The sequence below is a fragment of the Bacillus sp. MAG717A genome (assembly GCF_036884855.1).
Taxonomy (GTDB): domain Bacteria; phylum Bacillota; class Bacilli; order Bacillales; family Bacillaceae; genus Bacillus; species Bacillus safensis.
Window position 1 is genome coordinate 2,895,543 of sequence record NZ_CP145733.1, and the last position, 26,692, is coordinate 2,922,234.

32 protein-coding genes are annotated in these 26,692 nt (G+C 42.9%); 29 read left to right on the forward strand and 3 right to left on the reverse strand.

Features of this window, described 5'->3' with window-relative positions; all coding sequences use genetic code 11:
• Positions 1–135: 135 nt before the first annotated feature.
• Genes gcvT through gcvPB form a run of 3 tightly spaced genes read left to right on the forward strand, consistent with a single transcriptional unit; the run spans position 136 to position 4,049 of the window.
• A complete protein-coding gene (gcvT, locus tag V6Z54_RS14970; protein WP_269103282.1) occupies positions 136–1,233 on the forward strand; it encodes a glycine cleavage system aminomethyltransferase GcvT in 1,098 nt (365 codons plus the stop codon).
• Between the two features lie 16 nt (positions 1,234–1,249).
• Positions 1,250–2,596, forward strand: a complete 1,347-nt coding sequence (gene gcvPA, locus V6Z54_RS14975) for an aminomethyl-transferring glycine dehydrogenase subunit GcvPA (RefSeq protein WP_305960298.1) — start codon at positions 1,250–1,252, stop codon at positions 2,594–2,596.
• On the forward strand, positions 2,589–4,049 hold the full coding sequence (gene gcvPB, locus V6Z54_RS14980) for an aminomethyl-transferring glycine dehydrogenase subunit GcvPB (protein ID WP_041086155.1): 1,461 nt from the start codon (positions 2,589–2,591) through the stop codon (positions 4,047–4,049). The genes gcvPA and gcvPB overlap by 8 nt, the downstream gene beginning before the upstream one ends.
• A 44-nt stretch (positions 4,050–4,093) precedes the next feature.
• Here gcvPB and V6Z54_RS14985 read toward each other — a convergent pair whose 3' ends face one another.
• Positions 4,094–4,474 (reverse strand): rhodanese-like domain-containing protein, encoded by a 381-nt coding sequence (locus tag V6Z54_RS14985; protein WP_039183198.1) that lies wholly within the window; start codon positions 4,472–4,474, stop codon positions 4,094–4,096.
• Between the two features lie 219 nt (positions 4,475–4,693).
• Here V6Z54_RS14985 and V6Z54_RS14990 point away from each other — a divergent pair, with 219 nt between their 5' ends.
• The 3 genes from V6Z54_RS14990 to V6Z54_RS15000 all read left to right on the forward strand — a co-directional run bounded on the left by V6Z54_RS14990 (position 4,694) and on the right by V6Z54_RS15000 (position 7,030).
• A complete protein-coding gene (locus tag V6Z54_RS14990; protein ID WP_039179911.1) occupies positions 4,694–5,530 on the forward strand; it encodes a biotin/lipoate A/B protein ligase family protein in 837 nt (278 codons plus the stop codon).
• An 85-nt stretch (positions 5,531–5,615) separates the two neighbouring features.
• Complete coding sequence (gene mntR, locus V6Z54_RS14995; RefSeq protein ID WP_003215946.1) at positions 5,616–6,050, forward strand: transcriptional regulator MntR; 435 nt, start codon at positions 5,616–5,618, stop codon at positions 6,048–6,050.
• A 104-nt stretch (positions 6,051–6,154) separates the two neighbouring features.
• Entirely contained in the window at positions 6,155–7,030 is an 876-nt protein-coding gene (locus V6Z54_RS15000) for a patatin-like phospholipase family protein (RefSeq protein WP_047202281.1), read from the forward strand.
• Here V6Z54_RS15000 and V6Z54_RS15005 read toward each other — a convergent pair.
• Complete coding sequence (locus V6Z54_RS15005) at positions 7,027–7,422, reverse strand: SA1362 family protein (RefSeq protein ID WP_039179905.1); 396 nt, start codon at positions 7,420–7,422, stop codon at positions 7,027–7,029. The two genes, V6Z54_RS15000 and V6Z54_RS15005, sit on opposite strands and share 4 nt — an antisense overlap.
• Before the next feature lie 38 nt (positions 7,423–7,460).
• Positions 7,461–8,417, reverse strand: a complete 957-nt coding sequence (locus V6Z54_RS15010; RefSeq protein ID WP_041086151.1) for a DUF1385 domain-containing protein — start codon at positions 8,415–8,417, stop codon at positions 7,461–7,463.
• 223 nt (positions 8,418–8,640) lie between these two features.
• Between V6Z54_RS15010 and V6Z54_RS15015 the strand changes: the two genes are divergently transcribed.
• The 23 genes from V6Z54_RS15015 to V6Z54_RS15125 all read left to right on the forward strand — a co-directional run bounded on the left by V6Z54_RS15015 (position 8,641) and on the right by V6Z54_RS15125 (position 26,657).
• Entirely contained in the window at positions 8,641–9,168 is a 528-nt protein-coding gene (locus V6Z54_RS15015; protein WP_041086150.1) for a YqhR family membrane protein, read from the forward strand.
• Positions 9,169–9,276: 108 nt separating this feature from the next.
• On the forward strand, positions 9,277–9,720 hold the full coding sequence (aroQ, locus tag V6Z54_RS15020) for a type II 3-dehydroquinate dehydratase (RefSeq protein ID WP_041086149.1): 444 nt from the start codon (positions 9,277–9,279) through the stop codon (positions 9,718–9,720).
• Positions 9,714–10,778 (forward strand): Xaa-Pro peptidase family protein, encoded by a 1,065-nt coding sequence (locus V6Z54_RS15025; RefSeq protein ID WP_175297149.1) that lies wholly within the window; start codon positions 9,714–9,716, stop codon positions 10,776–10,778. Before aroQ ends, V6Z54_RS15025 begins: the two co-directional genes overlap by 7 nt.
• Before the next feature lie 25 nt (positions 10,779–10,803).
• On the forward strand, positions 10,804–11,361 hold the full coding sequence (gene efp, locus V6Z54_RS15030) for an elongation factor P (RefSeq protein WP_024422954.1): 558 nt from the start codon (positions 10,804–10,806) through the stop codon (positions 11,359–11,361).
• A gap of 328 nt (positions 11,362–11,689) precedes the next feature.
• Positions 11,690–11,971, forward strand: a complete 282-nt coding sequence (locus tag V6Z54_RS15035) for a YqhV family protein (RefSeq protein ID WP_039179893.1) — start codon at positions 11,690–11,692, stop codon at positions 11,969–11,971.
• 66 nt (positions 11,972–12,037) lie between these two features.
• Positions 12,038–12,961, forward strand: a complete 924-nt coding sequence (spoIIIAA, locus tag V6Z54_RS15040; protein WP_338527460.1) for a stage III sporulation protein AA — start codon at positions 12,038–12,040, stop codon at positions 12,959–12,961.
• Complete coding sequence (spoIIIAB, locus tag V6Z54_RS15045; protein ID WP_024428003.1) at positions 12,955–13,470, forward strand: stage III sporulation protein SpoIIIAB; 516 nt, start codon at positions 12,955–12,957, stop codon at positions 13,468–13,470. The genes spoIIIAA and spoIIIAB overlap by 7 nt, the downstream gene beginning before the upstream one ends.
• 19 nt (positions 13,471–13,489) lie before the next feature.
• Complete coding sequence (gene spoIIIAC / locus V6Z54_RS15050; RefSeq protein ID WP_003153142.1) at positions 13,490–13,696, forward strand: stage III sporulation protein AC; 207 nt, start codon at positions 13,490–13,492, stop codon at positions 13,694–13,696.
• Positions 13,693–14,106, forward strand: a complete 414-nt coding sequence (gene spoIIIAD / locus V6Z54_RS15055; RefSeq protein ID WP_087978339.1) for a stage III sporulation protein AD — start codon at positions 13,693–13,695, stop codon at positions 14,104–14,106. Before spoIIIAC ends, spoIIIAD begins: the two co-directional genes overlap by 4 nt.
• Positions 14,107–14,125: 19 nt before the next feature.
• Positions 14,126–15,319 carry a stage III sporulation protein AE gene (gene spoIIIAE / locus V6Z54_RS15060; protein WP_073979624.1) on the forward strand — a complete coding sequence of 398 codons (1,194 nt, stop codon included), beginning with the start codon at positions 14,126–14,128 and terminating at the stop codon, positions 15,317–15,319.
• A 14-nt stretch (positions 15,320–15,333) separates the two neighbouring features.
• Positions 15,334–15,966 (forward strand): stage III sporulation protein AF, encoded by a 633-nt coding sequence (gene spoIIIAF / locus V6Z54_RS15065; protein WP_338527461.1) that lies wholly within the window; start codon positions 15,334–15,336, stop codon positions 15,964–15,966.
• Complete coding sequence (gene spoIIIAG / locus V6Z54_RS15070; RefSeq protein WP_338527462.1) at positions 15,959–16,627, forward strand: stage III sporulation protein AG; 669 nt, start codon at positions 15,959–15,961, stop codon at positions 16,625–16,627. The genes spoIIIAF and spoIIIAG overlap by 8 nt, the downstream gene beginning before the upstream one ends.
• Positions 16,627–17,259 (forward strand): SpoIIIAH-like family protein, encoded by a 633-nt coding sequence (locus V6Z54_RS15075; RefSeq protein ID WP_024428006.1) that lies wholly within the window; start codon positions 16,627–16,629, stop codon positions 17,257–17,259. Before spoIIIAG ends, V6Z54_RS15075 begins: the two co-directional genes overlap by 1 nt.
• Positions 17,260–17,454: 195 nt before the next feature.
• The gene (gene accB / locus V6Z54_RS15080; RefSeq protein ID WP_039179875.1) at positions 17,455–17,937 is read left to right on the forward strand and encodes an acetyl-CoA carboxylase biotin carboxyl carrier protein; all 483 of its coding nucleotides are present in this window, start codon (positions 17,455–17,457) and stop codon (positions 17,935–17,937) included.
• Positions 17,938–17,948: 11 nt separating this feature from the next.
• Positions 17,949–19,298: an acetyl-CoA carboxylase biotin carboxylase subunit gene (gene accC / locus V6Z54_RS15085; protein ID WP_075611626.1), complete on the forward strand. Its 1,350-nt coding sequence runs from the start codon at positions 17,949–17,951 to the stop codon at positions 19,296–19,298.
• A 25-nt stretch (positions 19,299–19,323) separates the two neighbouring features.
• A complete protein-coding gene (locus tag V6Z54_RS15090) occupies positions 19,324–19,731 on the forward strand; it encodes an Asp23/Gls24 family envelope stress response protein (protein WP_034280262.1) in 408 nt (135 codons plus the stop codon).
• Positions 19,732–19,941: 210 nt separating this feature from the next.
• Positions 19,942–20,337 (forward strand): transcription antitermination factor NusB, encoded by a 396-nt coding sequence (gene nusB, locus V6Z54_RS15095; RefSeq protein WP_012010530.1) that lies wholly within the window; start codon positions 19,942–19,944, stop codon positions 20,335–20,337.
• Positions 20,338–20,348: 11 nt separating this feature from the next.
• Positions 20,349–21,200: a bifunctional methylenetetrahydrofolate dehydrogenase/methenyltetrahydrofolate cyclohydrolase FolD gene (gene folD, locus V6Z54_RS15100; protein WP_338527463.1), complete on the forward strand. Its 852-nt coding sequence runs from the start codon at positions 20,349–20,351 to the stop codon at positions 21,198–21,200.
• Between the two features lie 70 nt (positions 21,201–21,270).
• Positions 21,271–22,617 carry an exodeoxyribonuclease VII large subunit gene (gene xseA, locus V6Z54_RS15105; protein ID WP_075611624.1) on the forward strand — a complete coding sequence of 449 codons (1,347 nt, stop codon included), beginning with the start codon at positions 21,271–21,273 and terminating at the stop codon, positions 22,615–22,617.
• A complete protein-coding gene (locus tag V6Z54_RS15110; protein WP_041086137.1) occupies positions 22,614–22,874 on the forward strand; it encodes an exodeoxyribonuclease VII small subunit in 261 nt (86 codons plus the stop codon). The genes xseA and V6Z54_RS15110 overlap by 4 nt, the downstream gene beginning before the upstream one ends.
• Entirely contained in the window at positions 22,864–23,754 is an 891-nt protein-coding gene (locus V6Z54_RS15115) for a polyprenyl synthetase family protein (protein WP_075611623.1), read from the forward strand. The genes V6Z54_RS15110 and V6Z54_RS15115 overlap by 11 nt, the downstream gene beginning before the upstream one ends.
• Positions 23,755–23,904: 150 nt before the next feature.
• The gene (gene dxs / locus V6Z54_RS15120) at positions 23,905–25,806 is read left to right on the forward strand and encodes a 1-deoxy-D-xylulose-5-phosphate synthase (RefSeq protein ID WP_073979628.1); all 1,902 of its coding nucleotides are present in this window, start codon (positions 23,905–23,907) and stop codon (positions 25,804–25,806) included.
• The gene (locus V6Z54_RS15125; RefSeq protein WP_338527464.1) at positions 25,803–26,657 is read left to right on the forward strand and encodes a TlyA family RNA methyltransferase; all 855 of its coding nucleotides are present in this window, start codon (positions 25,803–25,805) and stop codon (positions 26,655–26,657) included. The genes dxs and V6Z54_RS15125 overlap by 4 nt, the downstream gene beginning before the upstream one ends.
• The last annotated feature ends 35 nt before the right edge of the window (positions 26,658–26,692 follow it).

Here is a 26,692-nt window from a genome sequence, read left to right on the forward strand (position 1 = left end):
TGTTGTGCTGTAAACTTTCAGGTGCAAGGACAGAGACTTCTTTTTGATAAAAGGGAGCGCTCTGTCCTTTTTTGCTGTGATTTTTTTCTGAAAATTCAGCTTGCATTTGCACTAAAAAAAAGGGGGAAACGATTGATGTTGAAACGAACACCGCTTTTTCATGCGTATGAAACGTTTGGCGCAAAAACCATTGACTTCGGGGGCTGGGAATTACCTGTCCAATTTTCTTCCATTAAAGAAGAACATGAAGCTGTTCGAACAAAAGCAGGGCTTTTTGATGTGTCTCACATGGGTGAGGTGGACGTCAAAGGTCAAGATGCCCTTCCTTTTTTACAAAGGTTATTAACCAATGATGTGTCTAAGCTGACAGACGGTAAGGCACTATATACAGCCATGTGTTATGAAGATGGCGGAACGGTAGATGACCTGCTCGTCTACCAAAAAGAAAAGAACCACTATTTACTTGTCATCAATGCATCAAATATCGATAAAGACGTGGATTGGCTTTTGAAGCACCAAGAGAAGGATGACGTATTGATCAAAAATATGTCTGATCAAATCGCCTTGCTAGCGCTTCAAGGACCTCTTGCAGCTGACATCATCAAAGAGGTGGCGGATGAAGAGGTGACATCGCTTAAACCATTTACGTTTTTATCAAAAGCTGAGGTCGCAAATAAAGAAGTGCTCGTTTCCAGAACAGGCTACACAGGGGAAGATGGCTTTGAAATCTACTGCCAGTCAGAAGATGCGGTCCACCTTTGGTCAGCTTTATTAGAAGCAGGGCAGCCAAAAGGATTAATACCGTGCGGACTTGGTGCACGTGATACCTTGAGATTTGAAGCAAGGCTTCCGCTTTATGGCCAGGAACTGACAAAGGATATTTCGCCATTAGAAGGCGGAATTGGTTTTGCTGTCAAAACCGATAAAGAAGCTGATTTTATCGGAAAAGCAGCTCTAAAAAAACAAAAAGAAGAGGGACTGAAGCGAAAGCTTGTCGGCATTGAAATGATTGATAAAGGCATTCCGCGTACAGATTATCCAGTCTTTTCAGGAGAAAAGCAGGTTGGGATTGTCACAACGGGCACTCAATCCCCAACATTAAAGAAAAATGTCGGGCTTGCTTTGATCGAAACCTCAGAAGCGGAGCTTGGGGCAGAGCTGGAAGTACAAGTTCGCAAAAAACGTCTAAAAGCCAAAATCGTCGCAACACCATTTTATAAAAGAGCCAAATAACGAGGGGGAATAGAGGATGAAGCACAGGTATTTGCCGCAAACAGAGCAAGATCAAAAAGAAATGCTGGATGTCATCGGCGTTCAGTCGATTGATGAGCTTTTTTCAGATATCCCAGAGAAGGTGAGATTCAAAGGAGCATACAACATCAAAGAAGCCGCATCTGAAACAGCACTTGTCAGGGAATTATCCCGGCTAGCTGCAAAGAATAAGGATACAGTTTCCTATGCATCGTTTCTTGGTGCAGGTGTATATGATCATTACCAGCCTGTCATTGTCGATCATGTCATCTCACGCTCTGAATTTTATACAGCATATACACCTTATCAGCCGGAGATTTCGCAAGGTGAATTGCAAGCGATCTTTGAATTCCAAACAATGATCGCTGAGCTGACTGGTATGGATCTTGCCAACTCCTCGATGTATGATGGCGGGACGGCACTAGCTGAAGCGGCAATGCTCGCTGCGGGACACACAAAGAAGAAAAAAGTGGTGGTTTCTGAAACGGTTCACCCAGAATCAAGAGCAGTGCTGAAAACATACGCCAAAGGACAAAACATTGAAGTTGTTGAAGTGCCTGCGAAAAAAGGGCAGACAGATTTAGCTGCATTGGAAAAGGCGGTCTGCGATGATACAGCAGCAGTTCTTGTGCAATATCCAAACTTTTTTGGTGTCGTCGAGCCGTTAAAAGACATTGAACCCATTGCACATAAAGGAAAAAGCCTGTTCATTGTCTCTAGCAATCCCCTCGCACTCGGGCTATTGACGCCGCCTGGAAAACTTGGGGCAGACATTGTCGTTGGTGATGCGCAGCCGTTCGGTATCCCAGCTGCATTTGGCGGACCTCACTGCGGATATTTTGCCGTGACGAAAAAGTTGATGAGAAAAGTGCCAGGTCGTTTAGTCGGGCAGACAGAAGATGAAAATGGTGTTCGTGGATTTGTCCTGACTCTTCAAGCGCGTGAGCAGCACATTCGAAGAGATAAAGCGACGTCAAATATTTGCTCAAACCAAGCATTAAATGCGCTAGCTGCTTCTGTTGCCATGACGGCACTAGGGAAAACAGGCATAAAAGACATCGCCTATCAAAACGTGCAAAAAGCCCATTATGCCAAAACACAGGCAGAAAAATATGGACTGCAGGCGGATGTAGAAGGGGCTCATTTTAATGAATTTGTGATCAAGTTACAGGAGACTGTAAAAGAAGCCAATAAACGCTTGCTTGAAAAAGGAATTATCGGCGGCTACGACTTAGGGCTAGACTACCCAGAGCTTGAGCAGCACATGCTTGTAGCCGTGACAGAGCTGAGAACAAAAGAAGAAATTGATACGTTTATCAAGGAATTGGGGGATCGCCATGAATAAACAAGATCAGCCGCTTATTTTTGAATTATCTAAAGAAGGAAGAATTGGGTACAGCCTGCCTGATTTAGATGTACCTGAACAGGAGATCCCGTCTTTATTTGATGAGGCGTACATCCGTGATGAGGATGCTGAGCTTCCTGAAGTATCTGAGCTTGATATTATGCGTCATTATACAGCATTATCAAGACGCAATCATGGGGTCGATTCCGGATTTTATCCTCTTGGCTCTTGTACGATGAAATATAATCCAAAGATTAATGAAAAGGTTGCACGCCTTGCAGGTTTCTCGCAGGTCCATCCACTGCAGGAGGCAGACACTGTACAAGGTGCATTGGAATTACTATACGATCTAGGTGAACATCTTGAAGAAATTACGGGGATGGACGCTGTAACATTACAGCCTGCGGCAGGAGCACATGGCGAGTGGACGGGACTCATGATGATCCGTGCGTACCATGAAGCAAGAGGAGATCATCAGCGTACAAAAGTCATTGTGCCTGATTCGGCTCATGGAACGAACCCAGCATCTGCGACAGTCGCTGGATTTGAAACCATTACTGTCGCCTCTGATGAAAACGGGCTTGTTGATTTAGAAGATTTACGCCGCGTTGTTAATGAAGAAACAGCTGCTTTAATGCTCACAAACCCGAATACACTTGGCCTCTTTGAAGAAAATATTTTAGAAATGGCTGAAATCGTTCATGGAGCTGGCGGTAAACTTTATTATGACGGAGCCAACTTGAATGCTGTTTTAAGTAGAGCAAGACCAGGAGATATGGGATTTGATGTTGTCCACTTAAATCTTCATAAAACCTTCACAGGCCCACACGGAGGCGGAGGTCCTGGTTCAGGTCCTGTTGGCGTTAAAAAGGATTTAATTCCGTATTTGCCAAAGCCGGTGCTTGTAAAGAAGGAAGGTCGTTTTTACTTTGAATATGACCGTCCGGAATCAATTGGGCGTGTGAAGCCATTCTATGGAAACTTTGGCATTAACGTCAGAGCCTATGCGTACATCCGCTCTATGGGTCCAGACGGCTTAAAGGCTGTAACCGATAATGCCGTGTTAAATGCGAACTATATGATGCGACGCTTAAGTGCTCATTATGATTTGCCGTTTGATCGTCACTGTAAGCATGAATTTGTCCTTTCAGGTAAACGTCAGAAAAAATTAGGTGTGCGGACACTGGATATTGCCAAACGATTACTTGATTTTGGCTACCATCCGCCAACGATCTACTTCCCACTTAATGTAGAGGAATGTATCATGATTGAACCGACTGAAACAGAATCAAAAGAAACGCTTGATGCATTCATCGAAGCAATGATTCAAATTGCGAAAGAAGCAGAAGAGAATCCTGAAGTGGTGCAGGAAGCGCCGCATACAACGGTCGTCAAACGTATGGACGAAACAAAGGCCGCACGGAACCCAGTTCTCGTTTTTGAAAGAAAATAAAGAAAAAAGACTCAGGGAGAATCATGCTCCCAGAGTCTTTTTTGTTAGTTCTTCGTTTTAATGCGGCCGCCCCATTTTTTAAAGCCGCCTTTTAAATTATAAATCTCACGGCAGCCGTTTTTACGTAAAGTTTGGGCTGCTTTTCCGCTTCTGAAATTATTTTGACAATAAAGATAAACAGGCTTGTCAGGACGTATTTCATTTTTGCGCTGCTTTAGTTGGGAAAGGGGGATATTTCTTGCCCCTAAAATATGTCCGCCTTCAAACTCATTTGGCTCTCTCACATCAATGAGCTGGGCTTTGCGGTAACCTTTAATAAATTCTGCTTCCGTCAGCGTTTTCATAATGCGCTGCTGATAAATGTAGCTGCCGATGGAATAAAGAACAAAAAGTCCACAAAGTGAGAGGACGATATAGTTGAATATTGACAATACAACTCGACTCCTTCTTGAGCATCAGCACAGTAGCCTGTCTGATGGTACGTTTTAGACAAATACTATTATAGTAAAGCATAAGAAACTTGTCATCATAAATGGTAAGAATTATTTTCAATTCCGTCCCTATTTGATAGACTGATGAAGAGAGAAAATCGGTGGTGACCACCATCATCTAACATTGACTACGTAAAAGAGAAGGGATTTTATATGCAAAAAGAGAAATGGTGTTTCATTGATTCAGGAAACCAAGACCCTGCCTTTAACATGGCAATGGACGAAGCCTTGCTTTATTGGCATAGTGAGAAGCTCATCCCGCCTGTTATCCGCTTTTATGGATGGGATCCGGCGACATTATCTGTTGGGTATTTTCAGAACGTTGAAAAAGAAATCAACCTAGAAGCCGTCAAGCGCTATGGTCTTGGATTTGTCCGCAGACCAACCGGAGGACGAGGAGTACTACATGACCAGGAGCTGACCTACAGCGTGATTGTGTCAGAGGAACATCCAGAAATGCCTGCAACGGTGACAGAAGCGTACCGCGTCATTTCAGAAGGTATTTTAGAGGGCTTTAAAGAGCTGGGACTCGATGCATATTTTGCCATTCCTCGTACAGATAAAGAAAAGGAAAGCTTAAAGAATCCAAGATCTTCTGTATGCTTTGATGCCCCTTCTTGGTACGAGCTTGTTGTAGAAGGCAGAAAGGTAGCGGGCAGTGCTCAGACGAGACAAAAAGGTGTCATCCTCCAGCATGGATCTATTTTAATTGACCTTGATGAGGATAAATTATTCGATTTGTTCCTTTATCCTAACGACCGGGTAAGAGAGCGGATGCAGCGAAGCTTTAAAAACAAAGCGGTTGCCATCAATGAAATCTCAGACCGAACTTGTACGATAGACGATGCGCGTGTTGCGTTTAAAAGAGGATTTGAAAAAGGATTAAATATTGAGCTTGAACCTTATGAGCTGACAGATGAAGAATTAGCGTTTGTCCATCATCTCGCCAAAACGAAATATGCCTCAGATGATTGGAATTACAAGCGTTAAGACGATGGACACTCCTTGTTTTTTAATGAACGATGGTGTAGAATTGGGTTGATTATTAAGTAAAGGTGCATTATGGAGGGGTTTTATGACTACACCTAGTATGGAAGATTACATTGAACAAATTTATATGCTGATAGAAGAAAAAGGATATGCCAGAGTCTCTGATATTGCAGAAGCACTCGCTGTCCATCCCTCCTCTGTAACAAAAATGGTTCAGAAGCTAGATAAAGATGAATACCTCATTTATGAGAAGTATCGTGGTCTAATTTTAACCCCGAAAGGCAAAAAAATTGGAAAACGTCTCGTATACAGACATGAACTGCTGGAGCAATTTTTAAGAATCATTGGTGTAGATGAAGAGAAAATTTATGATGATGTAGAAGGCATTGAACATCATCTCAGCTGGAACAGCATTGACCGCATCGGCGATCTCGTTCAATTTTTTGAAGAAAACGATGAGCGATCTGTTCAGCTGAAAGCGATTCAAAAGAAAAACGAACAAACAAATCAAGAATCTTAATCAAAAAGGACACCCTTAGCATGGGTGTCCTTTTTGATTAAAGTTCTAATTGAAAGCAAATACTCCTACACTATTATTAGCGTGAAATCAAAGGGGGCTCCTTGATGAAGATAGATGGTGTGTTCTCAGGTGGAGGCATTAAGGGGGCAGCGCTTGCTGGTGCCTATGAAGCGCTTGAAGCGAGAGGATTTCAATTTGTCCGTCTTGCTGGTACAAGTGCTGGAGCAATCATTGCTTCACTCATCGCAGCAGGTTTTACAAGCCAGGAAATTCGGGAGCTTTTAGATGAAATGGATGAGCATCAATTACTTGATAGAAGATGTCAATTCATCCCGTTCAAAATGCTTAGGTGGGTATCCATTTACTGGCGTCTTGGTCTTTATAAAGGAGACCGGCTGGAAAAATGGCTGACTGATGTGCTAAAACGAAAAGGGGTCACCGTGTTTGGAGACCTCAAAAAAGATTCGCTGAAAATTGTTGCGTCCGATTTAACGAATGGAAAAATCCTCGTACTGCCAGACGACCTTCCTTCATATGGCTTAAATCCAGAGCGGTTTTCCGTGGCGAGGGCCATTCGAATGAGCTGCAGCCTGCCTTATTTTTTCGAACCTGTCAAACTGAAGTCTTCAAAAGGCATTTGTACCATTGTAGATGGAGGAGTGCTTAGCAATTTTCCAATTTGGCTGTTTGCTGAAGAGAAAAAAAGACCTTTCGTCGGTGTCACATTAACCCCAAACGAAAAAGAACGCCCTCAACACTCCATCCGCAATGCGTTTGAACTGTTTGGCGCTCTTTTTGAAACGATGCGTGGTGCTCATGACGAAAGACATATTGCCACAAAACACGAACGTCATATTATTTTTATTCCTGTAGAACACGTCATTGCCACTGATTTTCAACTCATGACAGAAAAGAAAAAGGCGCTCGTCGATCTAGGCAGACAGAAGGCCGAGCAATTTTTAAAAAGCTGGACATTTTAAAATAAGGCGCGATTCTTCTTTTTGTTTTTCTTGCCTTCAATGACAGTCAAATGTGTTTGGCTTTTCTTTTTGAGAAGGACGGGCTTAGACTTGTGGTCAGTCGGCACGCTTCGCAAATGAGTGACCCGATTTTTCATCTGGCTTTTCGTTTTTGGTTTAGGCTGCTGGTAGCGACGTTTTGATTGTTTGACTGCTTTGCGATAAAGATTGCCTTCTGTTCCAGTTCTTCGATTCATCAGCCATCTAAATAGGAAAAATAGGGCCGCTCCAATGATCACAACAGACAGCAGCATTGTAAAAAGTCTGCCTGGGTTCGTTGTGAGTAAGTACACAAATCCCAAAACACCTAAAGCGAAAATAATGGTAAAAGCAGGATGTACTCGGCGATTCATAACTGTCCACCTCCGAAGGAATTTACCGGATTTATAAGTTAGATCACTTGATGAGCAGAATCTGACGCTTGTTTTAGAGATGCTTCCTCTAAACGAAGAAGTTCATTAAAACTTGCAATGGCTACCTCGACTTGATCGTCAGAAGGTTCTTTTGTTGTAAGCAATTGCAGCCAAAGGCCAGGATAGCCAAGCACTTTAAGCACAGGCACTTCTCGGAGTTTGTTCGTGAGCTGAAGCACTTCAAATGAAATGCCCAGAACAACCGGAATGAGCGCCAAGCGGTTCAGAACTCTCACCCATAAAGGATCTGTCGGTACGAGTAAATAGACGAACATTCCAACAATGACAGTGAATAAAATAAAGCTGCTGCCGCATCGATAATGCAGACGGGATTGCTTTTGGACATTTTCCACTGTGATGTCAAGGTTCTGTTCATAGCAGTTTATGACTTTATGTTCTGCCCCATGATATTGAAATACTCTTTTAATTAAAGGGGTCATAGAAATAAAGTAAATATAGCCTAATAAAAGGACCAATTTAAAGAATGTTTCCACTGCGATTTGTGCGAAATTCCCTGAAAAGATGGGGCGCACAAGCTCTGCTAAAAAGACAGGTACCAGGGTAAAGACAAATTTACTAAAGAGAAGAGAGAGAACTCCGATCACAGCAATGCCGAAAATCATGGATAATTTCGAGCTTTTTTGTTCTTTTTCAAGAGTATGATCTTCAGAAGGATCTAAGTCATATCGCTCACTGGAGAAGTTTAAGTGCTTACTGCCGTTTGCGCTTGCTTCAACAAGTGCAGCAACACCCCTGACAAAGGGGATTTTCTTGAGAAAGGCGGTTCGTTTATTGGAGGTCCGGGGAAGCTTCAAAAACTCAATGGACTGGTCCTTTCGCCGAATCGCTGTCACATAGTTCTTCTTACCTCCAAACATGACACCTTCGACAACTGCCTGCCCTCCATAAGCTGGAGGTTTTGTTTGATTGGACATATTTCATCAACCTGCCTGTTTCCTGTAATTTACATGCATTTCCTTATACCTTTATTGTACAGGAAAAGAGGGGAAATCACTAGCGCACAGGTCGATTATCTACTAGAATTCTATCTACCTCTTTTTAGCCAGTATACCCTGTTTTAAAAATTTTACACTCACGTATGGAAATCCTTTTTTTTCATGACATTTTGGACATACTACTTGCTGGAGGTGTTCACAAATGAAACGTGATGAAAAGAAAAACCAAGAAGAAAAAAATCAGTCCGTGCAAACGACATCACTTGTGGCAAGAGCAGCTGCTACAGGCTTTGTAGGCGGTGTTTTTTGGGGCTTTATTGGGTTTCTGACCCATGTGTTTCATTTTTCAGAGGTGAGTCCCAATATGCTGCTTCAGCCATTTGTGCTTGGAGAATGGAAAAAGGGAGGACTTGGTACTTTTATCAGTATTGTGCTGTTAGGAATTTTATCGATTGGAGCCGCCTTTATTTATTATGGGCTTTTAAAAAGGATCAAAGGCTTTTGGATGGGTCTGGTTTATGGCGGGCTTTTATGGCTCCTTGTTTTTTACGTATTTAATCCCATTTTCCCAGATGTCAAGCAAGTACAAGACTTGCAGCAAAGCACCATTGTTACGACATTTTGCCTATATATTTTATATGGCATGTTTGTCGGGTACAGCATTTCGTTTGAATATAATGAATTGACGAGTCAAAAGCTTGCGAGGGCACTCGGGAAAAAGACAGAATAAAGTGTAAATCACCTATTCATATGATAAAATATTTTTGGAAACGAAAGGTTTCTAAGGAAAAAGAAACAGATCTCAATATAGATTGAATTAGGGTGAAGGAGTGGTCATATGCCTCATTTTCTTGTACTGAATGGACCCAATTTAAATAGGCTTGGCAAAAGAGAGCCTGCTGTTTATGGAAGTAAGACGCTGACAGATTTAGAGACGGATTTGTTCCAGTTTGCAGAACGAGCAAACATCCAATTAACGTTCTTTCAATCAAATCACGAAGGGGATTTGATTGATGCGCTCCACGAAGCAGAAGATCAGTACGATGGTGTCGTGTTTAACCCGGGTGCATTTACCCACTACAGCTATGCGCTGAGAGATGCCATTGCAAGTATTTCTTTATCAGTCATTGAAGTACATATCTCAAATGTTCATAAGAGAGAGGAATTCCGCCATCATTCTGTACTTGCTCCAGTATGCCAAGGGCAAATCGTTGGACTAGGCTTAGAAGGGTATAAATTGGCGATTCGTTATTTAGTCAGTGAAGGGGGAGCAGCATCATGAAACTTGAAAAACTAAGAACACTTTTAAGTGAATTAGAGATCGATGGCCTTGTCATTACGAGCAGCTTTAATTTACAGTACATGACCAGCTTTACCGGATCTGCCGGCCTTGCAGTTGTTTCAAAGGACCGGGCAGCTTTTATCACGGACTTCCGTTATACAGAGCAAGCGAAGGACCAAGTCAAAGGTTATGACATCATTGAACATAAAGGAAACATTGTGGAAACGGCTGCCCAAACGGCGAAGGAATTTGGAGTAAAAAGCCTTGGGTTTGAACAAAACCATATGACATTTGCCACATATCAGCAGTACGTAGCCAAAGCAGGTGATATAGAGCTTGTTCCAGTCTCTGAATCAGTTGAAAAGTTGCGCTTGATTAAGTCTAGTGAAGAGATTAAGATATTAGAGGAAGCTGCGAAGATTGCAGATCAAGCCTTTGATCATATTCTCACTTACATCAAGCCGGGCCTGACGGAAATTGCTGTCATGAACGAGCTTGAATTTTTCATGAGAAAAGAAGGTGCTGAAGGATCTTCATTCGATATGATTGTTGCCTCTGGTGTTCGTTCAAGCCTGCCGCACGGAAGAGCGAGTGAAAAGGTAATTGAATCTGGTGATTTAGTGACACTCGATTTCGGTGCTTACTATAAAGGCTATTGTTCTGATATGACAAGAACGATTGCTGTCGGAACACCAAGCGACAAGCTAAAGGAAATTTATCATATCGTATTAGAAGCAGAAAACGCTGGTGTGGATAGAATCAAGCCAGGCTTAACAGGAAAAGAAGCTGATCGCATCACACGAGACATCATTGAAAAGTACGGCTATGGTCAATACTTCGGGCATTCAACCGGGCACGGGCTAGGTATGGAAGTACATGAAGCGCCAGGCCTTTCCTCACGATCAGAGGTCGTCTTAGAAGAGGGAATGGTCGTCACAGTTGAGCCGGGGATTTACTTGCCAGATGTCGGCGGCGTGAGAATTGAGGATGATATTGTCCTGACAGCTGACGGCAATAAACGATTGACCCACTCACCGAAAGAACTTATCATATTATGATGGTGAAATGTAGGAGGATGACAAAATGATTTCAGTAAACGATTTTCGTACTGGCCTGACAATTGAAGTGGACGGCGGTATTTGGCGAGTAGTGGATTTCCAGCACGTAAAACCAGGGAAAGGCGCAGCGTTTGTTCGTTCGAAACTGCGTAACCTGCGTACTGGTGCCATTCAAGAAAAAACATTCCGCGCAGGTGAAAAAGTAGCGAAAGCTCAAATCGAAACAAAAACAATGCAATACTTGTATGCTAATGGTGATCAGCATGTCTTCATGGATACAAGTTCTTATGAGCAGCTTGAACTAAGTGAAGCACAAATTAAAGATGAGCTGAAATATTTGCTTGAAAATATGTCTGTTCAAATCGTGATGTACGGTGCTGAAACACTTGGAGTAGAACTTCCAAACACAGTAGAACTAGAAGTAGTAGAAACAGAGCCTGGTATTAAAGGTGATACAACATCAGGCGGTTCAAAACCTGCAAAAACTGAAACTGGTTTAATCGTCAACGTTCCTTTCTTTGTGAACCAAGGAGATAAACTAGTAATTAATACATCAGACGGCTCATACGTTTCAAGAGCGTAATGAACGAAAAAAGGCTGTAAACCTCGTGTTTACAGCCTTTGTCTTCTTTTCAGCGTGATAGAAAACCTTTGCAGTCTAGGAAGGGTGAGCACTGGCGCGGAGCGAATTTGTTATTCGTGAGCACCAGCGCGCAGACCTGACACCGAATGCGAGGGTTTGTCTACACGCTGAGACTGTAAACCTCGTGTTTACAGTCTTTTTTTATTGAAAAATGACTCCTCAAGACTGGTCTTCTCTCAATTCTCTCATTCATCTCTCTTCCTTCCTGAAAAACAAGACTACTTCCAGCTGGTCAAGCATATAGTGTAAAAAAAGCTGGAGGTTCTATATGAAACAATTTCTCCCAGGCATACACCCGTCGGTCGCTGCAATGGCAGGCATGAGGTTCTTATCCGCCGCCATTGAACTGACGGCAGCCATCCTCATTTTAATCACAAATGATGTACGGAAAGCGGTGGTCATCAATAGTATATTGGCGATCATCGGGCCACTCATTTTTATCATCACGATGACGATTGGAATCTATCAAATTGCAGGGCAGCTATCCTATGCAAAGCTCGTGTTCATTTTCATTGGTGTCGTGTTTATTCTTGTTGGGATCTATAAGTGAAACGGCTTGGCATAATTAACGGCTCACATCATACATTTTAGAGAAGAAAAAAAGGAGGGGAATTCGTTGCGGAGTTTGTTGGATATTCTCCCGCACTCGATTGGACAAGAACTCAGGTTGCTGAATGAGGCGGAATGGGCGCAAATAGAAGAAATCCGCATTCGCACGGATCGTCCTATTGAACTGATGCAAGGAGGAAAACCACGTTTTCTTTCTTATCACACAACCTGGGAAGATGCGTCTCAGCTATTAGGCAGGCTGAGCAATTACAGCATGTACACACTTGAGGAAGAGCTAAAACAGGGCTATATCACCATATCTGGCGGACACCGAGTAGGACTGGCAGGAAAGGTGGTCGTTGAAAACGGATTTGTCAAAGGGCTAAGAGATATCTCTTCATTTAATATCCGCATTGCGAAAGAAAAAATCGGGATTGCGCTTCCCTTTCTTCCTTATTTATATGAAAAGCACTGGCACAATACACTGATCATCGGTCCCCCGCAAACGGGAAAAACCACATTGCTCCGAGATATAGCACGTCTTGCTAGTACTGGCACAAAGACAATCCCTCCTAGAAAAACAGGCATTATTGATGAGCGTTCTGAAATCGCCGGTTGTATAAGAGGGGTGCCGCAGCACCATTTTGGCCACCGGATTGATGTACTCGATGCGTGTCCAAAGGCTGAAGGGTTGATGATGATGATTCGGTCAATGAGCCCAGAGGTCATGATTGTCGATGAAATCGGAAAAAGTGAGGATGTCGAGGCACTTTTAGAAGCGATTCATGCCGGAGTCAACATCATCGTCTCAGCTCATGGCTATTCACTTGAAGATGTATATAAACGTCCTTCATTTAAGCCGTTATGGGAGCTTCGTGTGTTTGAACGATATGTTGAATTAAATCGAAACAATGGACCAGGTACGATCGGGCGGATGTACGGCGGGGACGGCCAAGAGATGAAATGGAGGCGGGGAGTGGACGTATGTTAAAGCTCATTGGCGCTATTTTCATTGTCGCGGCCACGACTTGGGGAGGTTTCGAGTTTGCCAAACGATATAGCGACAGACCTAAACAAATTCGGCAGCTGCGGTTTGCTCTCCAGTCTCTTGAAGCTGAAATTATGTATGGCCAAACCCCTTTAGCGCGGGCTGCAGAGCAAATTGCAGCGCAGGTAGGTCCTCCTGTGAATCAGCTGTTTGAACAATTTGCAGAAAAGCTGAAAGTGGGGACTTTTTCTGCACGTCATGCATGGAACGAAAGTCTTGAAGATGTTTGGAAAAAGACTGTATTGAAAAAAGGCGAATATGAGGCGCTGAAGCACTTTGGGGAAACTCTTGGCCAGCATGATGTCACTTCTCAGCAAAAGTACATCAAGCTTGCTTTAGGCCATTTGGAATCAGAGGAGAAAGAAGCAGAAATCGCCCAAGCGAAAAATGAAAAAATGGTCAGAAGCCTCGGGTTTTTAAGCGGATTGTTACTGATTCTTTTATTGATGTGAGAGGAAGGGAGTCGAGAGCATGGGCGTTGATGTAAACGTCATTTTTCAAATTGCCGGAGTAGGCATCGTCGTGGCCTTTCTCCATACGATTTTAGACCAAATGGGGAAGAAAGAGTACGCTCAGTGGGTGACGCTGCTTGGGTTTATCTACATTTTGTTTATGGTGGCAACCATTGTAGACGATTTGTTTAAAAAGATTAAAGCCGTATTTCTATTTCAAGGATAGGGGAGGGCTTACAAATCGAAATCATACAAATTGTTGGACTTGGTTTAATCGCTACTTTTTTAGCATTAATCGTCAAAGAACAAAAGCCAACCTTCGCCTTTATGCTTGTCGTTTTTACTGGATGTGTGATTTTCCTTTATTTAATTGATCAAATCTATGCCATTATCTCAATGATTGAAAAAATTGCAGCAAGTGCCGGCGTCAATATGAAGTATGTTGAAACCATATTGAAGATCATCGGCATTGCCTATATTGCGGAATTTGGTGCTCAGCTGACGAAAGATGCTGGGCAAGGCGCCATTGCATCAAAAATAGAGCTAGGCGGTAAGATTCTCATCTTGGTCATGGCAGTCCCGATTTTAACAGTCATCATTGAGACGATCTTAGGAATGATCCCGTCCATGACGTAAATGAAAAGAGGTGATGACAATGAAACGGGTGACCGCTGTAATGGGATTGATGCTTTTCTTTTGGCTGATTGCTCCGCATGCAGGGGCAGAAGAAAAAGAACCTTTATCTAATGAACAGCCAGCAGCACAGGAAGTGGCGAATGGACAGGCTGATGCACTTGAGCTTCATTCCATCAGTGACTTTTGGGAAACCATTTTGGACGAGTATGGCGGCTTTTTGCCAGAAAGCCAAAAGGGCACAGTGAAGGAAATGATTGACGGCGATAAAGAGCTGTCTCCCCAAACATGGCTGAAAGCCTTTGTACATTATCTATTTCACGAGGTCATTGCAAACGGAAAGCTCCTAGGTACTCTCATTTTACTCACCATCTTTTGTTCGCTTTTGCAGCTTTTGCAAAATGCCTTTGAACAAAGCACTGTCAGCAAAGTCGCATATGCTCTTGTTTATATGGTACTGATTATTATTGCACTCAACAGCTTTCATGTGGCGATTTCCTATGCCACAGAAGCCATTCAAACGATGACCAGTTTTATTCTTGCTCTTATTCCTCTTTTACTAGCGCTTATTGCTTCATCAGGCGGACTTGTCTCAGCCGGATTCTTTCATCCCGTTATTTTATTTTTAATGAACACGAGCGGTGTTTTCATTCAATATGTTGTTCTCCCGCTCATCTTTTTATCAGCAATATTAAGCATTATCAGTACCCTGACCGAACAATACAAGGTCACTCAGCTTGCGCAGCTGTTAAGAAATGTGGCAATTGGCGGGCTTGCCGTTTTTTTAACCGTTTTTCTCGGCGTCATTTCCGTTCAGGGTGCATCTGCAGCGGTTACTGATGGAATCGCTCTTCGTACAGCCAAATTCATTACCGGAAACTTCATCCCTGTCCTAGGCAGAATGTTTACAGATGCGACGGATACCGTGATCAGCGCCTCTGTTTTACTTAAAAATACAGTTGGACTAGTTGGGGTCGCCATTTTGATTTCAATTGCCGCCTTCCCGGCGATTAAAGTACTTTCGTTAGCCCTTATATATAAGCTTGCTGCAGCGATCCTTCAGCCGTTAGGGGGCGGACCCATCATTAGCTGTCTTGATGTCATTTCAAAAAGTGTGCTGTATATATTTGCCGCACTTGCTGTTGTGTCGCTCATGTTCTTTTTAAGCATTACCGTCATCATTACTGCGGGTAACCTGACCATGATGATGAAGTAAGGAGGGGACACCTTTTGAGCTTTCTCACGGAATGGATCACAAGTATTATTCTCTTTATCTTATTTGCGATTGTCATTGATCTTCTGCTTCCCAATTCGAGCATGCAAAAGTATGCAAAAATGGTCGTCAGTCTGCTGCTCATCGTGGTAATGCTCAATCCGATTTTTGCTTTATTTCGAGCAGATCCTGACCAAATTTTTGCAGAATTGATGAAAGGGAAGGAAGAAGCGCAGTCAGAAGAAATAAAAAATCAGATGAATTTAGAAAAAAAAGAAATACAAGCCTCTCAGCGTGCATATATTTTAAAGCAAATGGCTGTCCAACTAGAAAAAAGCGCAAAGGAGCCACTGGAGAAGGAGAGCTATGAAATGAAACACATAGAAGTGCTGGCTGATGAGGAGCATCTGGATCAGAATATGGAGGCGGATCAATTTCGCATCAAAGCAGTTCTTTCCCGGCTCACAGGTGATGCTGTAGAAACGGTGGCAAAGGTGGACATTGATCTCTCCAGGCAAAAGGAGGAAAGCGCTGAATCTTCTAGCAAAGAGATCACAAGGGTGAAAGAGACACTGGCTGATGTTTGGAATACGAGTCCTGAGCACATCGCGCTGAACATTGAGGGAGGTGACGCAGCAGATCATGAATAACAAGGACTGGAAACAAAAGCTGAAATCATTCTTCCAGCCGCCTGAAAAAGGTGAAGGGAAACCCAAATTAACGAAGCACCATTACTTGCTGCTTGTATTCATTATCGGCGTATCTTTCATGTTAGTCAGTCAGATCTTGTCACCGCCATCAAGCAAACAACAAGCTGCGGTTCCTGCTGCAAAAACATCCTCAGAAGAGCAGGAGGTATTCAAACCGGCATCCTCAGGTAAACCAAAGAATTCAATTGAGGACGTGGAGCAAGAATACGAAAACCAGCTGAAAGAAATTTTAGAGACCATCATCGGCGTTGAGGATGTATCCATCGTGGTCAATGTAGATGCAACGTCTTTAAAAGTGTTTGAAAAAAACAAATCCAATAAAAGTACAACGACCGAGGAAACAGATAAAGAAGGCGGCGTACGAAGTGTCACCGATCAAACAAAAGAAGAAGAAGTCGTCATCATCAAAAATGGCAATGAAGAAACACCAGTCGTTGTGCAAACGAAAAAACCAGAAATTCGAGGTGTCCTCGTTGTTGCTCAAGGAGTAGACAACGTTCAAATAAAGAAAACCATCATTGAAGCGGTTACACGAGTGCTTGATGTACCGAGCCATAGAGTGGCTGTTGCCCCTAAAAAAATCAAGGAGGATTCGGAATGATGTTAAAAAAACAAACGGTTTGGCTATTAACGATGCTAAGTTTAGTTGTCGTATTAAGTGTGTACTATATCATGTCTCCACAGGGTGAAAATGCAGTGACAGTAGAAGATACGAAATCAAAAGGGACTGAAGAGAAAAAGGTTGAAACCGAAAAAGGGACGGACAAGGGAATGGAAAAAGGCGCTGATAAGAAATCCACTGACAAAGAAACAAACGGCAAACAAGAGGATATCGAAACAAGCGGTGAAGAAGGAAAGGCTGTGTCAGAGCAAACAGACGATGAGCTATTTACAACATACAGACTAGAGCTTGAAGATAAACGAAGCAAGCAGCGCGAAGAATACAACGAAATCGTTTCTAGTGACGATGCGACGGCACAAGAAAAAAGTGAAGCATACGATCAAATGACAGCACTTAGTGAGGCAGAAGGAACTGAGCGTCAGCTCGAGACCTTGATCAAAACAAAAGGCTATAAAGATGCGCTCGTAAGTGCTGAAGGAGATAAAGTGAGCATCACGGTTCGTTCTGATAAAAAATCAAAGTCTCAAGCGGCCGATATTATTGATATGGTCACAAAAGAAATGAGAGGTCTTGATAACGTAGCTGTCACTTTTGAGCCCACTAATCAATAAAAAATGAATTGGCGCCCTTTGCCGAAAAGGGCGTTTTTTGATGCGGCTTGACGCCCCTTCCAAGGTGCTTTCGCGAGACGCTTCGCCACAATAGTAGTTGAATTCATTGAAATCCTCCTGTAAGATGTGTATAGTACGTACTTTTAGTACTAGCCTATAATTAAAAGATAAATCCATACATAGGGGTGCAAATCCATGTTAAAAATTGAAGAAATTCATGAACTGATTAAATTAATTGACGACTCTACAATCGACGAATTTACGTACGAAAACGAAGGTGCGAAAATCAAACTGAAGAAAAATAAAGAAGTCGTTCAGCAAGTTGCGGCACAAGCACCAGTGGCTCCTGTCCAAGCAGCTCCAGCTCAACAAGCTCCTACAGCACAAGCTCCAGCTCAGACTGAAGCCCCTGCACAAGAGGCAACTGCGTCTGAAAATCTGCATAAAATCACATCCCCAATGGTTGGCACATTTTATGCTTCCTCTTCACCAGAAGCAGATCCATACGTGACAACAGGTTCTAAGGTGAAGGAAAATTCAGTTGTATGTATCGTTGAAGCGATGAAACTGTTTAATGAAATCGAAGCAGAAGTAAAAGGTGAAATCGTCGAAGTATTAGCTGAAAACGGTCAGCTTGTAGAATTCGGACAACCCCTCTTTCTAGTGAAAGCAGAGTAAGGAGTACGATCATGATTAAAAAGCTATTAATTGCAAACAGAGGAGAAATCGCAGTTAGAATTATCCGCGCTTGTAAAGAGCTTGGAATTGAAACTGTTGCGGTATTTTCTGAAGCGGATCGCGATGCGCTGCATGTACAAATGGCTGATGAAGCATATTGCATCGGACCGACTGCTTCTAAAGATAGTTATTTAAATGTCACGAATATTGTCAGCGTAGCAAAATTAACAGGAACAGATGCGATCCATCCAGGATACGGCTTTTTAGCAGAAAATGCAGACTTTGCAGAGCTTTGCGAGGAATGTAATGTGATATTTGTTGGACCAACCGCGTCAGCGATTTCCAAAATGGGAACGAAAGATGTTGCGCGAGAAACAATGAAGAGTGCAGGCGTCCCGATCGTTCCTGGTTCGCAAGGAATTGTAAAAGATCTGGATGATGCTGTTTCAACAGCAGCTAGTATTGGGTATCCTGTCATTATTAAAGCAACTGCAGGCGGAGGCGGTAAAGGAATCCGTGTGGCTCGTACAGAAGAAGAGCTTATTAACGGAGTCACCATCACGCAGCAGGAAGCGGCGCAAAACTTTGGGAACCCAGGTGTCTATTTAGAAAAGTTCATTGAAGACTTTAGACATGTGGAAATTCAAGTGCTTGCAGATCAGCATGGCAATACCATTCACTTAGGAGAGCGTGATTGCTCGATCCAAAGAAGAATGCAAAAGCTGCTTGAAGAAACACCATCACCAGCACTGAATGCAGACATCCGTGAACAAATGGGGGAAGCAGCCGTAAAAGCAGCAGAAGCTGTTGAATACACAGGTGCTGGAACAGTCGAATTCATTTATGATTATAATGAAGAGAAGTTCTACTTCATGGAAATGAATACTCGTATTCAAGTAGAGCATCCTGTGACAGAAATGGTCACAGGTGTAGACTTGATCAAAGAACAGATCAAGGTTGCATCAGGTGAGAAGCTTTCTCTTACACAAAAGGATGTCGTATATGAAGGCTGGGCAATCGAATGCCGTATCAATGCAGAGAACCCAGAGAAAAACTTCATGCCTTCAGCTGGTGAAATTAAAATGTATCTTCCGCCAGGCGGTTTAGGAGTACGTGTTGATTCTGCCGCTTATCCGGGCTATGTGATTCCGCCATATTATGACAGCATGATTGCAAAAGTGATCACATATGGTAAGTCGAGAGAAGAAGCGATTGCGAAAATGAAACGTGCGCTTCAAGAATTCGTCATTGAAGGAGTCTACACAACGATTCCATTCCACCTTAGATTGCTCGAGCATGAAACATTTGTGAGCGGTAATTTTAATACGAAGTTTTTAGAAACATACCAAATCATGAAATAATTACAGCTTTCGGAGGTGAATGATCGTGTCAGAAAACAATTTGCTTGAAATGAACCTTGATGAAGATCAATTGGGAAAAGTGCAAATTGCACCAGAAGTGATTGAAGTCATTGCTGGGATCGCCGCTTCAGAAGTCGAAGGCATTGCCGAAATGCGAGGCAATTTCGCTGCTGATGTAGCAGAACGCTTTGGTAAGAAAAATCACCGTAAAGGTGTAAAAGTAGATGTCTCTGATGAAGGCATCACAATCGATGTGTATTGTGTGGTTGAATTTGGCCTATCCATTCCAAAGGTATCCACTGCTGTACAAGAAAATATCCGTCAAACCCTTTTAAACATGACTGCCTTAACGATTAATGAAATTAACATTCATGTTGTTGGCATTCAATTTGATACAAAAGCACCTGAGGCTGAAGTAGATCAAGAAATGTAAAGAAGGGTTCAAGTGAAACCAAGGAGGCATTGCCTCTTTGGTTTTTTAAAGCCCATTTTTGGGTGATTTCCGAATATTGATAACGTCACGCGTTGATGGATTCGTTTTTCGTCACAGCTCGCATGGATCTTGGTGCGACCACGGTCAAAATATGTTATGATCTCTGTATGGCTTAACGACAAGCGGATAAAGTGGTTAAAGGAGTAAATAATGAAAAGAAGAACTGCAAGAGAAAAGGCGCTACAAACATTATTTCAAATTGATGTGAGCAATATTGATCCGAAAGAGGCCATTACACATGCGCTGGATGAACAAGAATCAGATCCTTTTTTCGAGGAACTGGTTTTCGGTGTGCTTGAACAAAAGGACAAGCTTGATGACATGATCTCCCAGCACCTAGTGAATTGGAAACTCGATCGTATTGCAAACGTAGACAGAGCCATTTTAAGGCTGTCTGTGTACGAGATGGTGTATCAAGAAGACATCCCAGTTAGTGTCTCAATGAATGAAGCGATTGAACTCGCCAAATTATTCGGCGATGATAAAGCACCGAAATTTGTAAATGGTGTACTTTCGAACATTAAAAACGACCTAAAGCAGCAATAGGAGGATTCGACATGACAGCAACAATCATCGATGGGAAAGAAACAGCAAAAGAAAAGCGTGAACAATTAGCAAAAGAAGTAGAAGAGCTAAAACAAAAAGGAGTCACACCTGGTCTTGCCGTTATTCTAATCGGTGATGATCCGGCTTCACTTTCTTACGTGCGCGGGAAGAAAAAAGCAGCAGAAGCAATGGGCATGCATTTCCAGCTTGATCATTTAGATGCTTCTTTAACAGAAGAAGAATTGCTTCAGCTGATTGATCAGTACAATGCGAACGATCAATTCCACGGGATTCTTGTTCAACTTCCACTGCCTAAACACATTTCTGAAAAAGCCGTTATTGAACGTATTTCACCTGAGAAAGATGTAGATGGTTTCCATCCTTTAAATATCGGGAAAATGCTGCTTGGGGAAGATACATTCCTTCCTTGTACACCAGCAGGCATTGTTGAATTATTGAACAAAACGGGTGTCGATCTTTCTGGAAAAAAAGTGGTTGTTGTGGGGCGCAGCAATATTGTCGGCAAACCAGTTGGACAATTGCTGTTAAATGAAAACGCAACGGTTACTTACTGCCATTCAAGAACGGCGAATATTTCAGAACACACGTTAAAAGCGGACATTTTAGTTGTTGCCGTCGGTCGAGCAAACTTTATTAAAGCTGACCAAATCAAAGAAGGCGCAATTGTCATCGATGTAGGAGTCAATCGTTTGGATACTGGGAAGCTTGTCGGGGATGTTGATTTTGAAGGAGCAAAAGAAAAAGCTTCTTACATCACACCAGTCCCTGGCGGAGTCGGTCCAATGACGATCACGATGCTTGCACACAATACGGTTAAATCAGCAAAACGTACATTAGCATAAGCTTTATCCATTCATCCACCTGCATGTTGCCGGTGGATGAATGTGCGTTTTTGAAGAGGAGGAATACGTCATGAGTGAAAAAGCCTTTGTGACGGTCACAGCCCTTACAAAATACATAAAAAGAAAATTTGATGTTGATCCGCATTTAGAAGATATTTGGATCAAAGGTGAGTTATCCAATGTGAAGATTCATTCAAGAGGTCATGTGTACTTCACCTTAAAAGACGAAAACGCACGCATGCAAGCTGTCATGTTCCAGCGTTCCGCAGCAAAGCTGCCTTTTACACCAAAAAGCGGAATGAAAGTGTTTGTACGCGGCGGGATTCAAGTATATGAACCAAGCGGCAACTATCAATTATATGCAAAAGAAATGCAGCCTGATGGTGTTGGTGCTCTTCATCTCGCTTATGAAGAACTGAAGAAAAAGCTGGCAAGTGAAGGCTTATTTGATGTGCGCTATAAAAAACCAATTCCTGAATATCCAGAGATTGTTGGTGTCATTACATCCCCAACAGGAGCGGCTGTCCGGGATGTCATTACAACGATTAACCGGCGCTATCAGCAGGCGAAAATCATTGTGCTTCCGGCGCTTGTCCAAGGTGAAAATGCCATCCGTTCAATCGTAGAGCGGATCAAGGAAGCAAATGAAAAACAGCTCTGTGATGTCTTGATTGTCGGAAGAGGAGGCGGTTCGATCGAAGAACTTTGGGCCTTTAATGAAGAAGCTGTTGCAAGAGCGATCTTCGCATCAGACATTCCAATCATTTCTGCAGTGGGGCACGAAACGGACTTTACGATCAGTGATTTCACTGCAGACATGAGAGCACCCACACCAACAGGAGCAGCCGAGCTCGCTGTTCCAAGCACAGCCGATTTAATAGAACGAATCAAATCCATCGACATTCGGCTGACAAGGGCCGTGAAGAATCGAACTTCACAAGCGAAAGATCGTCTTGTGGCGCTGCAATCCTCTTATGCTTTCCGATTTCCAAAACGATTGCAGGAGCAAAAAGAGCAGCAATTCGATTTGGTATTTGACCGTTTTCAAAAACAGCTGACGAGACAAATTGAACAAAAACGCAGTCAACTAGATCGCCAGACATACAGGTTGAAGCCGCTTCATCCAAAAGAGCAGCTGCTTCAGGCGAAAAAACGCCATGCCAATGAAACAGAACAGCTCATCCGCAGCATGAATGTGCAAATGAAAACAATTCATTCGCAGTTCCAATCTGTTCTTGGTAAACTAAATGCATTAAATCCACTTCAAGTGATGGAAAGAGGCTACAGTTTAGCCTATAAAGATGATGAACTGATTAAAAGTGTGAACCAAGTTGATACGAAGGATCAGCTGGCTATTACTATGAAGGATGGACGTCTGATTTGTGAGGTTATTGAGAAGGAGGGGCAATCATCATGACAGAACCAAATAAACAAAAAGAAGAACAAATGACATTTGAGGAAGCGATGAAAGGTCTTGAGGAGATCGTTGGGAAGCTCGAAGAAGGAGATGTACCACTTGAGCAAGCCATTCATTATTTCCAAGAAGGAATGACACTTTCAAAGCTTTGTCATGAAAAATTACAGCACGTTGAAAAGCAGATGGATTTCATTTTAAAAGAGGACGGTGAGCTGGCTCCTTTCTCAGTGAAGGAGGCAGATGCTGGTGACAAGTAATTTGCAGGATTTTTTAACAACACGAAAACAGGCCATTGAAGATTATTTATTTACATATGTTCAGGAATTGAAGATTCCAGAAGATCTAAAATCTTCGATGCTTTACTCTCTTAAAGCTGGAGGGAAAAGACTTCGTCCTGTTCTCGTTCTTGCTTTATTACATGCCTACGGAAAAAACGAAGAAGACGGCATACCGGTGGGCTGTGCTGTAGAGATGATTCATACGTATTCATTGATACACGACGACCTTCCTTGCATGGACGATGATGACCTTCGCAGAGGAAAGCCGACCAACCATAAAGTATACGGGGAAGCAACAGCGGTTCTTGCTGGCGATGCTCTTTTAACAGAAAGCTTCCGTCTGATTACATCGGAGTTATCTAGCAGCGTCTCTGCTGACCAAAAGCTCAGAATCGTAGATGAGCTTGTGAGGTCAGCAGGTGCACTAGGAATGGTTGGCGGTCAATTTGATGACATGGAAGCAGAGCAAAAACAAGTCCCGCTTGCAGAACTAGAATCCATTCACGCCCGGAAAACAGGAAAGCTTCTCACATTCAGCGTCACAGCAGGTGCAATGATGGCAGGAGCATCAGATGACGATATCGAAAAACTAAGAGAATTCAGCTATCATATTGGCATTGCTTTTCAAATCCGTGATGACATTTTAGACCTCGAAGGAAGCGAAGAAAAAATAGGAAAACGGGTCGGCTCTGATACAGCGAATGAAAAGTCGACATATCCTTCTTTATTAACGCTTTCAGGAGCAAAAGAAAAACTGCATGAACACATCACACGTGCAAAAGAAATTGTCTCAAATCTTGAATTAGAGCAGCAATTGCTGCATGAGTTATGTGATCTAATCGCCTCAAGAGATCATTAAAAACAGCCTAGATTTGAGGGTCTTCGAGCAATTGTGGTAAACTGTAAACAGTTTATCATGATGAGACAACTCTTATTCCCGCTTGGTTTTCAAAGGAATAAGGCATTATATATGTAGATAGAAATTTTGTTGAAAGCGAGTTGATCCTGATTGGATCTTTTATCAATAAAAAATCCAACGTTTCTAAAAGGAATGTCAAATGCAGAATTAGAGGAGCTTAGTGCTGACATTCGAATGTTTTTAATTGAGTCCTTGGCTAACTCTGGCGGGCATATCGGTCCGAATCTGGGTGTCGTTGAACTTACGGTTGCCCTTCATAAAGTATTTGACAGCCCGAAAGACAAATTCCTTTGGGATGTTGGACATCAGTCTTATGTTCACAAACTGTTAACTGGAAGAGGGGCGGAGTTTGATACACTTCGTCAATATAAAGGACTTTGCGGTTTTCCTAAACGAAATGAAAGTGAGCATGATGTTTGGGAAACAGGCCACAGCTCAACCTCATTATCTGGCGCGATGGGTATGGCAGCGGCGCGGGATATTAAAGGGACAGATGAATATATCCTGCCGATTATCGGAGATGGTGCATTAACCGGAGGTATGGCGCTGGAAGCCTTGAATCATATCGGTGATGAAAAGAAAGATATGATCGTTATCTTAAACGATAATGAAATGAGTATTGCACCAAACGTCGGTGCAATTCACACAATGCTTGGCAGACTACGCACAGCAGGCAAATACCAATGGGTAAAGGACGAGCTTGAATATTTATTCAAGCGGATCCCAGCTGTAGGCGGAAAGCTTGCTGCTACAGCAGAGCGTATTAAAGACAGTCTCAAGTATTTACTTGTGTCTGGCATGTTCTTTGAGGAAATGGGATTCACTTACTTAGGTCCTGTCGATGGACATTCTTATGACGATCTTTTTGAAAACCTTGAATATGCAAAGAAAACAAAAGGCCCTGTCCTGCTGCATGTCATCACGAAAAAAGGAAAAGGTTATCAGCCGGCAGAATCCGATAAAATTGGGACATGGCACGGCACAGGTCCATACAAAATTGATACGGGTGATTTTGTAAAACCGGCAGCAGCTGCACCGTCATGGAGTGGTCTTGTCAGTGAAACTGTCAGAAAGCTGGCGCGGAAAGATGAGCGAATTGTGGCCATCACGCCTGCGATGCCTGTTGGCTCAAAACTTGAAGGCTTTGCAAAGGAATTTCCAGAGCGAATGTTTGATGTAGGGATTGCTGAGCAGCATGCAGCCACAATGGCAGCTGGGCTTGCGACGCAGGATATGAAGCCATTTTTAGCGATTTATTCAACGTTCCTGCAAAGAGCTTATGATCAAGTGCTGCATGATATTTGCCGTCAGAACCTCAATGTCTTTATCGGGATTGACCGTGCGGGTCTTGTCGGCGCAGATGGAGAAACGCATCAAGGTGTGTTTGATATTGCCTTTATGCGTCATATGCCGAATATGGTGCTCATGATGCCGAAGGATGAAAATGAAGGTCAGCACATGGTCAATACAGCCATTCAGTATGATGACGGTCCTATTGCCATGCGTTTCCCGCGTGGAAATGGGCTGGGCGTGAAAATGGATGAACAGCTGAAAACCATTCCGATTGGGTCTTGGGAGGTTCTTCGTCCAGGGAAGGATGCCGTCATCTTAACATTTGGTACGACGATTAAAATGGCGCTGCAAGCAGCTGAGGAACTTCAAAAAGAAGGAAAATCAATTCGTGTCGTCAATGCTCGATTTATTAAGCCGCTTGATGAAGCGATGCTAAATGACATTCTTTCAGAAGGGATTCCGATTTTAACAATTGAAGAAGCTGTGCTCCAAGGCGGATTTGGCAGCAGCGTATTAGAATATCTACACGACAAAAAAGCATCACATATCAAAGTAGAACGTATGGGTATCCCAGATCAATTTATTGAGCATGGAAGTGTTGATGCCCTGCTTGAAGAAATTGGTCTGACGAAAGCACAGGTTGCTGAGACTTTACGTGACCTGCTTCCCGCAGCACCAAGAAAAGGAATTGGATCATGACATCAAAGAAAGAACGACTTGACGTTTTATTAGTCGAACAAGGACTAATGGAAACAAGAGAGAAAGCAAAGCGTGCCATCATGGCAGGAATCGTTTACTCAAATGAAAACCGTTTGGATAAACCAGGAGAGAAAATTGCTCGTGATACTCCGCTCACAGTGAAGGGGAATCCTCTCAAATACGTAAGCCGCGGCGGGTTAAAGCTCGAAAAAGCGCTCAAAGAATTTGACCTGACAGTTGAAGGGAAATTGCTGATTGATATTGGCTCATCAACAGGTGGATTTACTGATTGTGCACTTCAAAATGGAGCGGTCAAATCATATGCTGTAGACGTTGGCTACAATCAGCTTGCGTGGAAATTAAGGCAGGATGACAGGGTCATCGTCATGGAGCGCACCAATTTCCGCCATTCCGTTCCAGCTGATTTTACTGAAGGATTACCAGAAGTGGCTTCAATTGATGTATCTTTTATTTCACTTAAACTCATTCTGCCAGCTTTAAAGCATATTCTTGTTCCGGGTGGGGACTGTATTGCACTCGTCAAGCCTCAATTTGAAGCGGGCAGAGAGCTTGTTGGGAAAAAAGGCATCGTGCGCGAGCCGTCTGTTCACCTCGGTGTACTAGAAGAGATGAATCAATTTGCTGCTAAAGAAGGCTATGATGTAAAGGATGTTTCATTTTCGCCTATCACTGGTGGAGACGGAAATATTGAATTTCTGCTTCATTTAGTGCTTCATCCTGATCAAGAGGAGAATATGGCGCTTCCGGTTTCAGAACTTGAGAAAGTCGTGAAGGAAGCCCATTCTGTATTGAAAGAAAAGAAAAACAGCTCTGAGCCGGCTGACACATGAAATCATTGAAACAAAAGGAATAATAGCTCGCTATT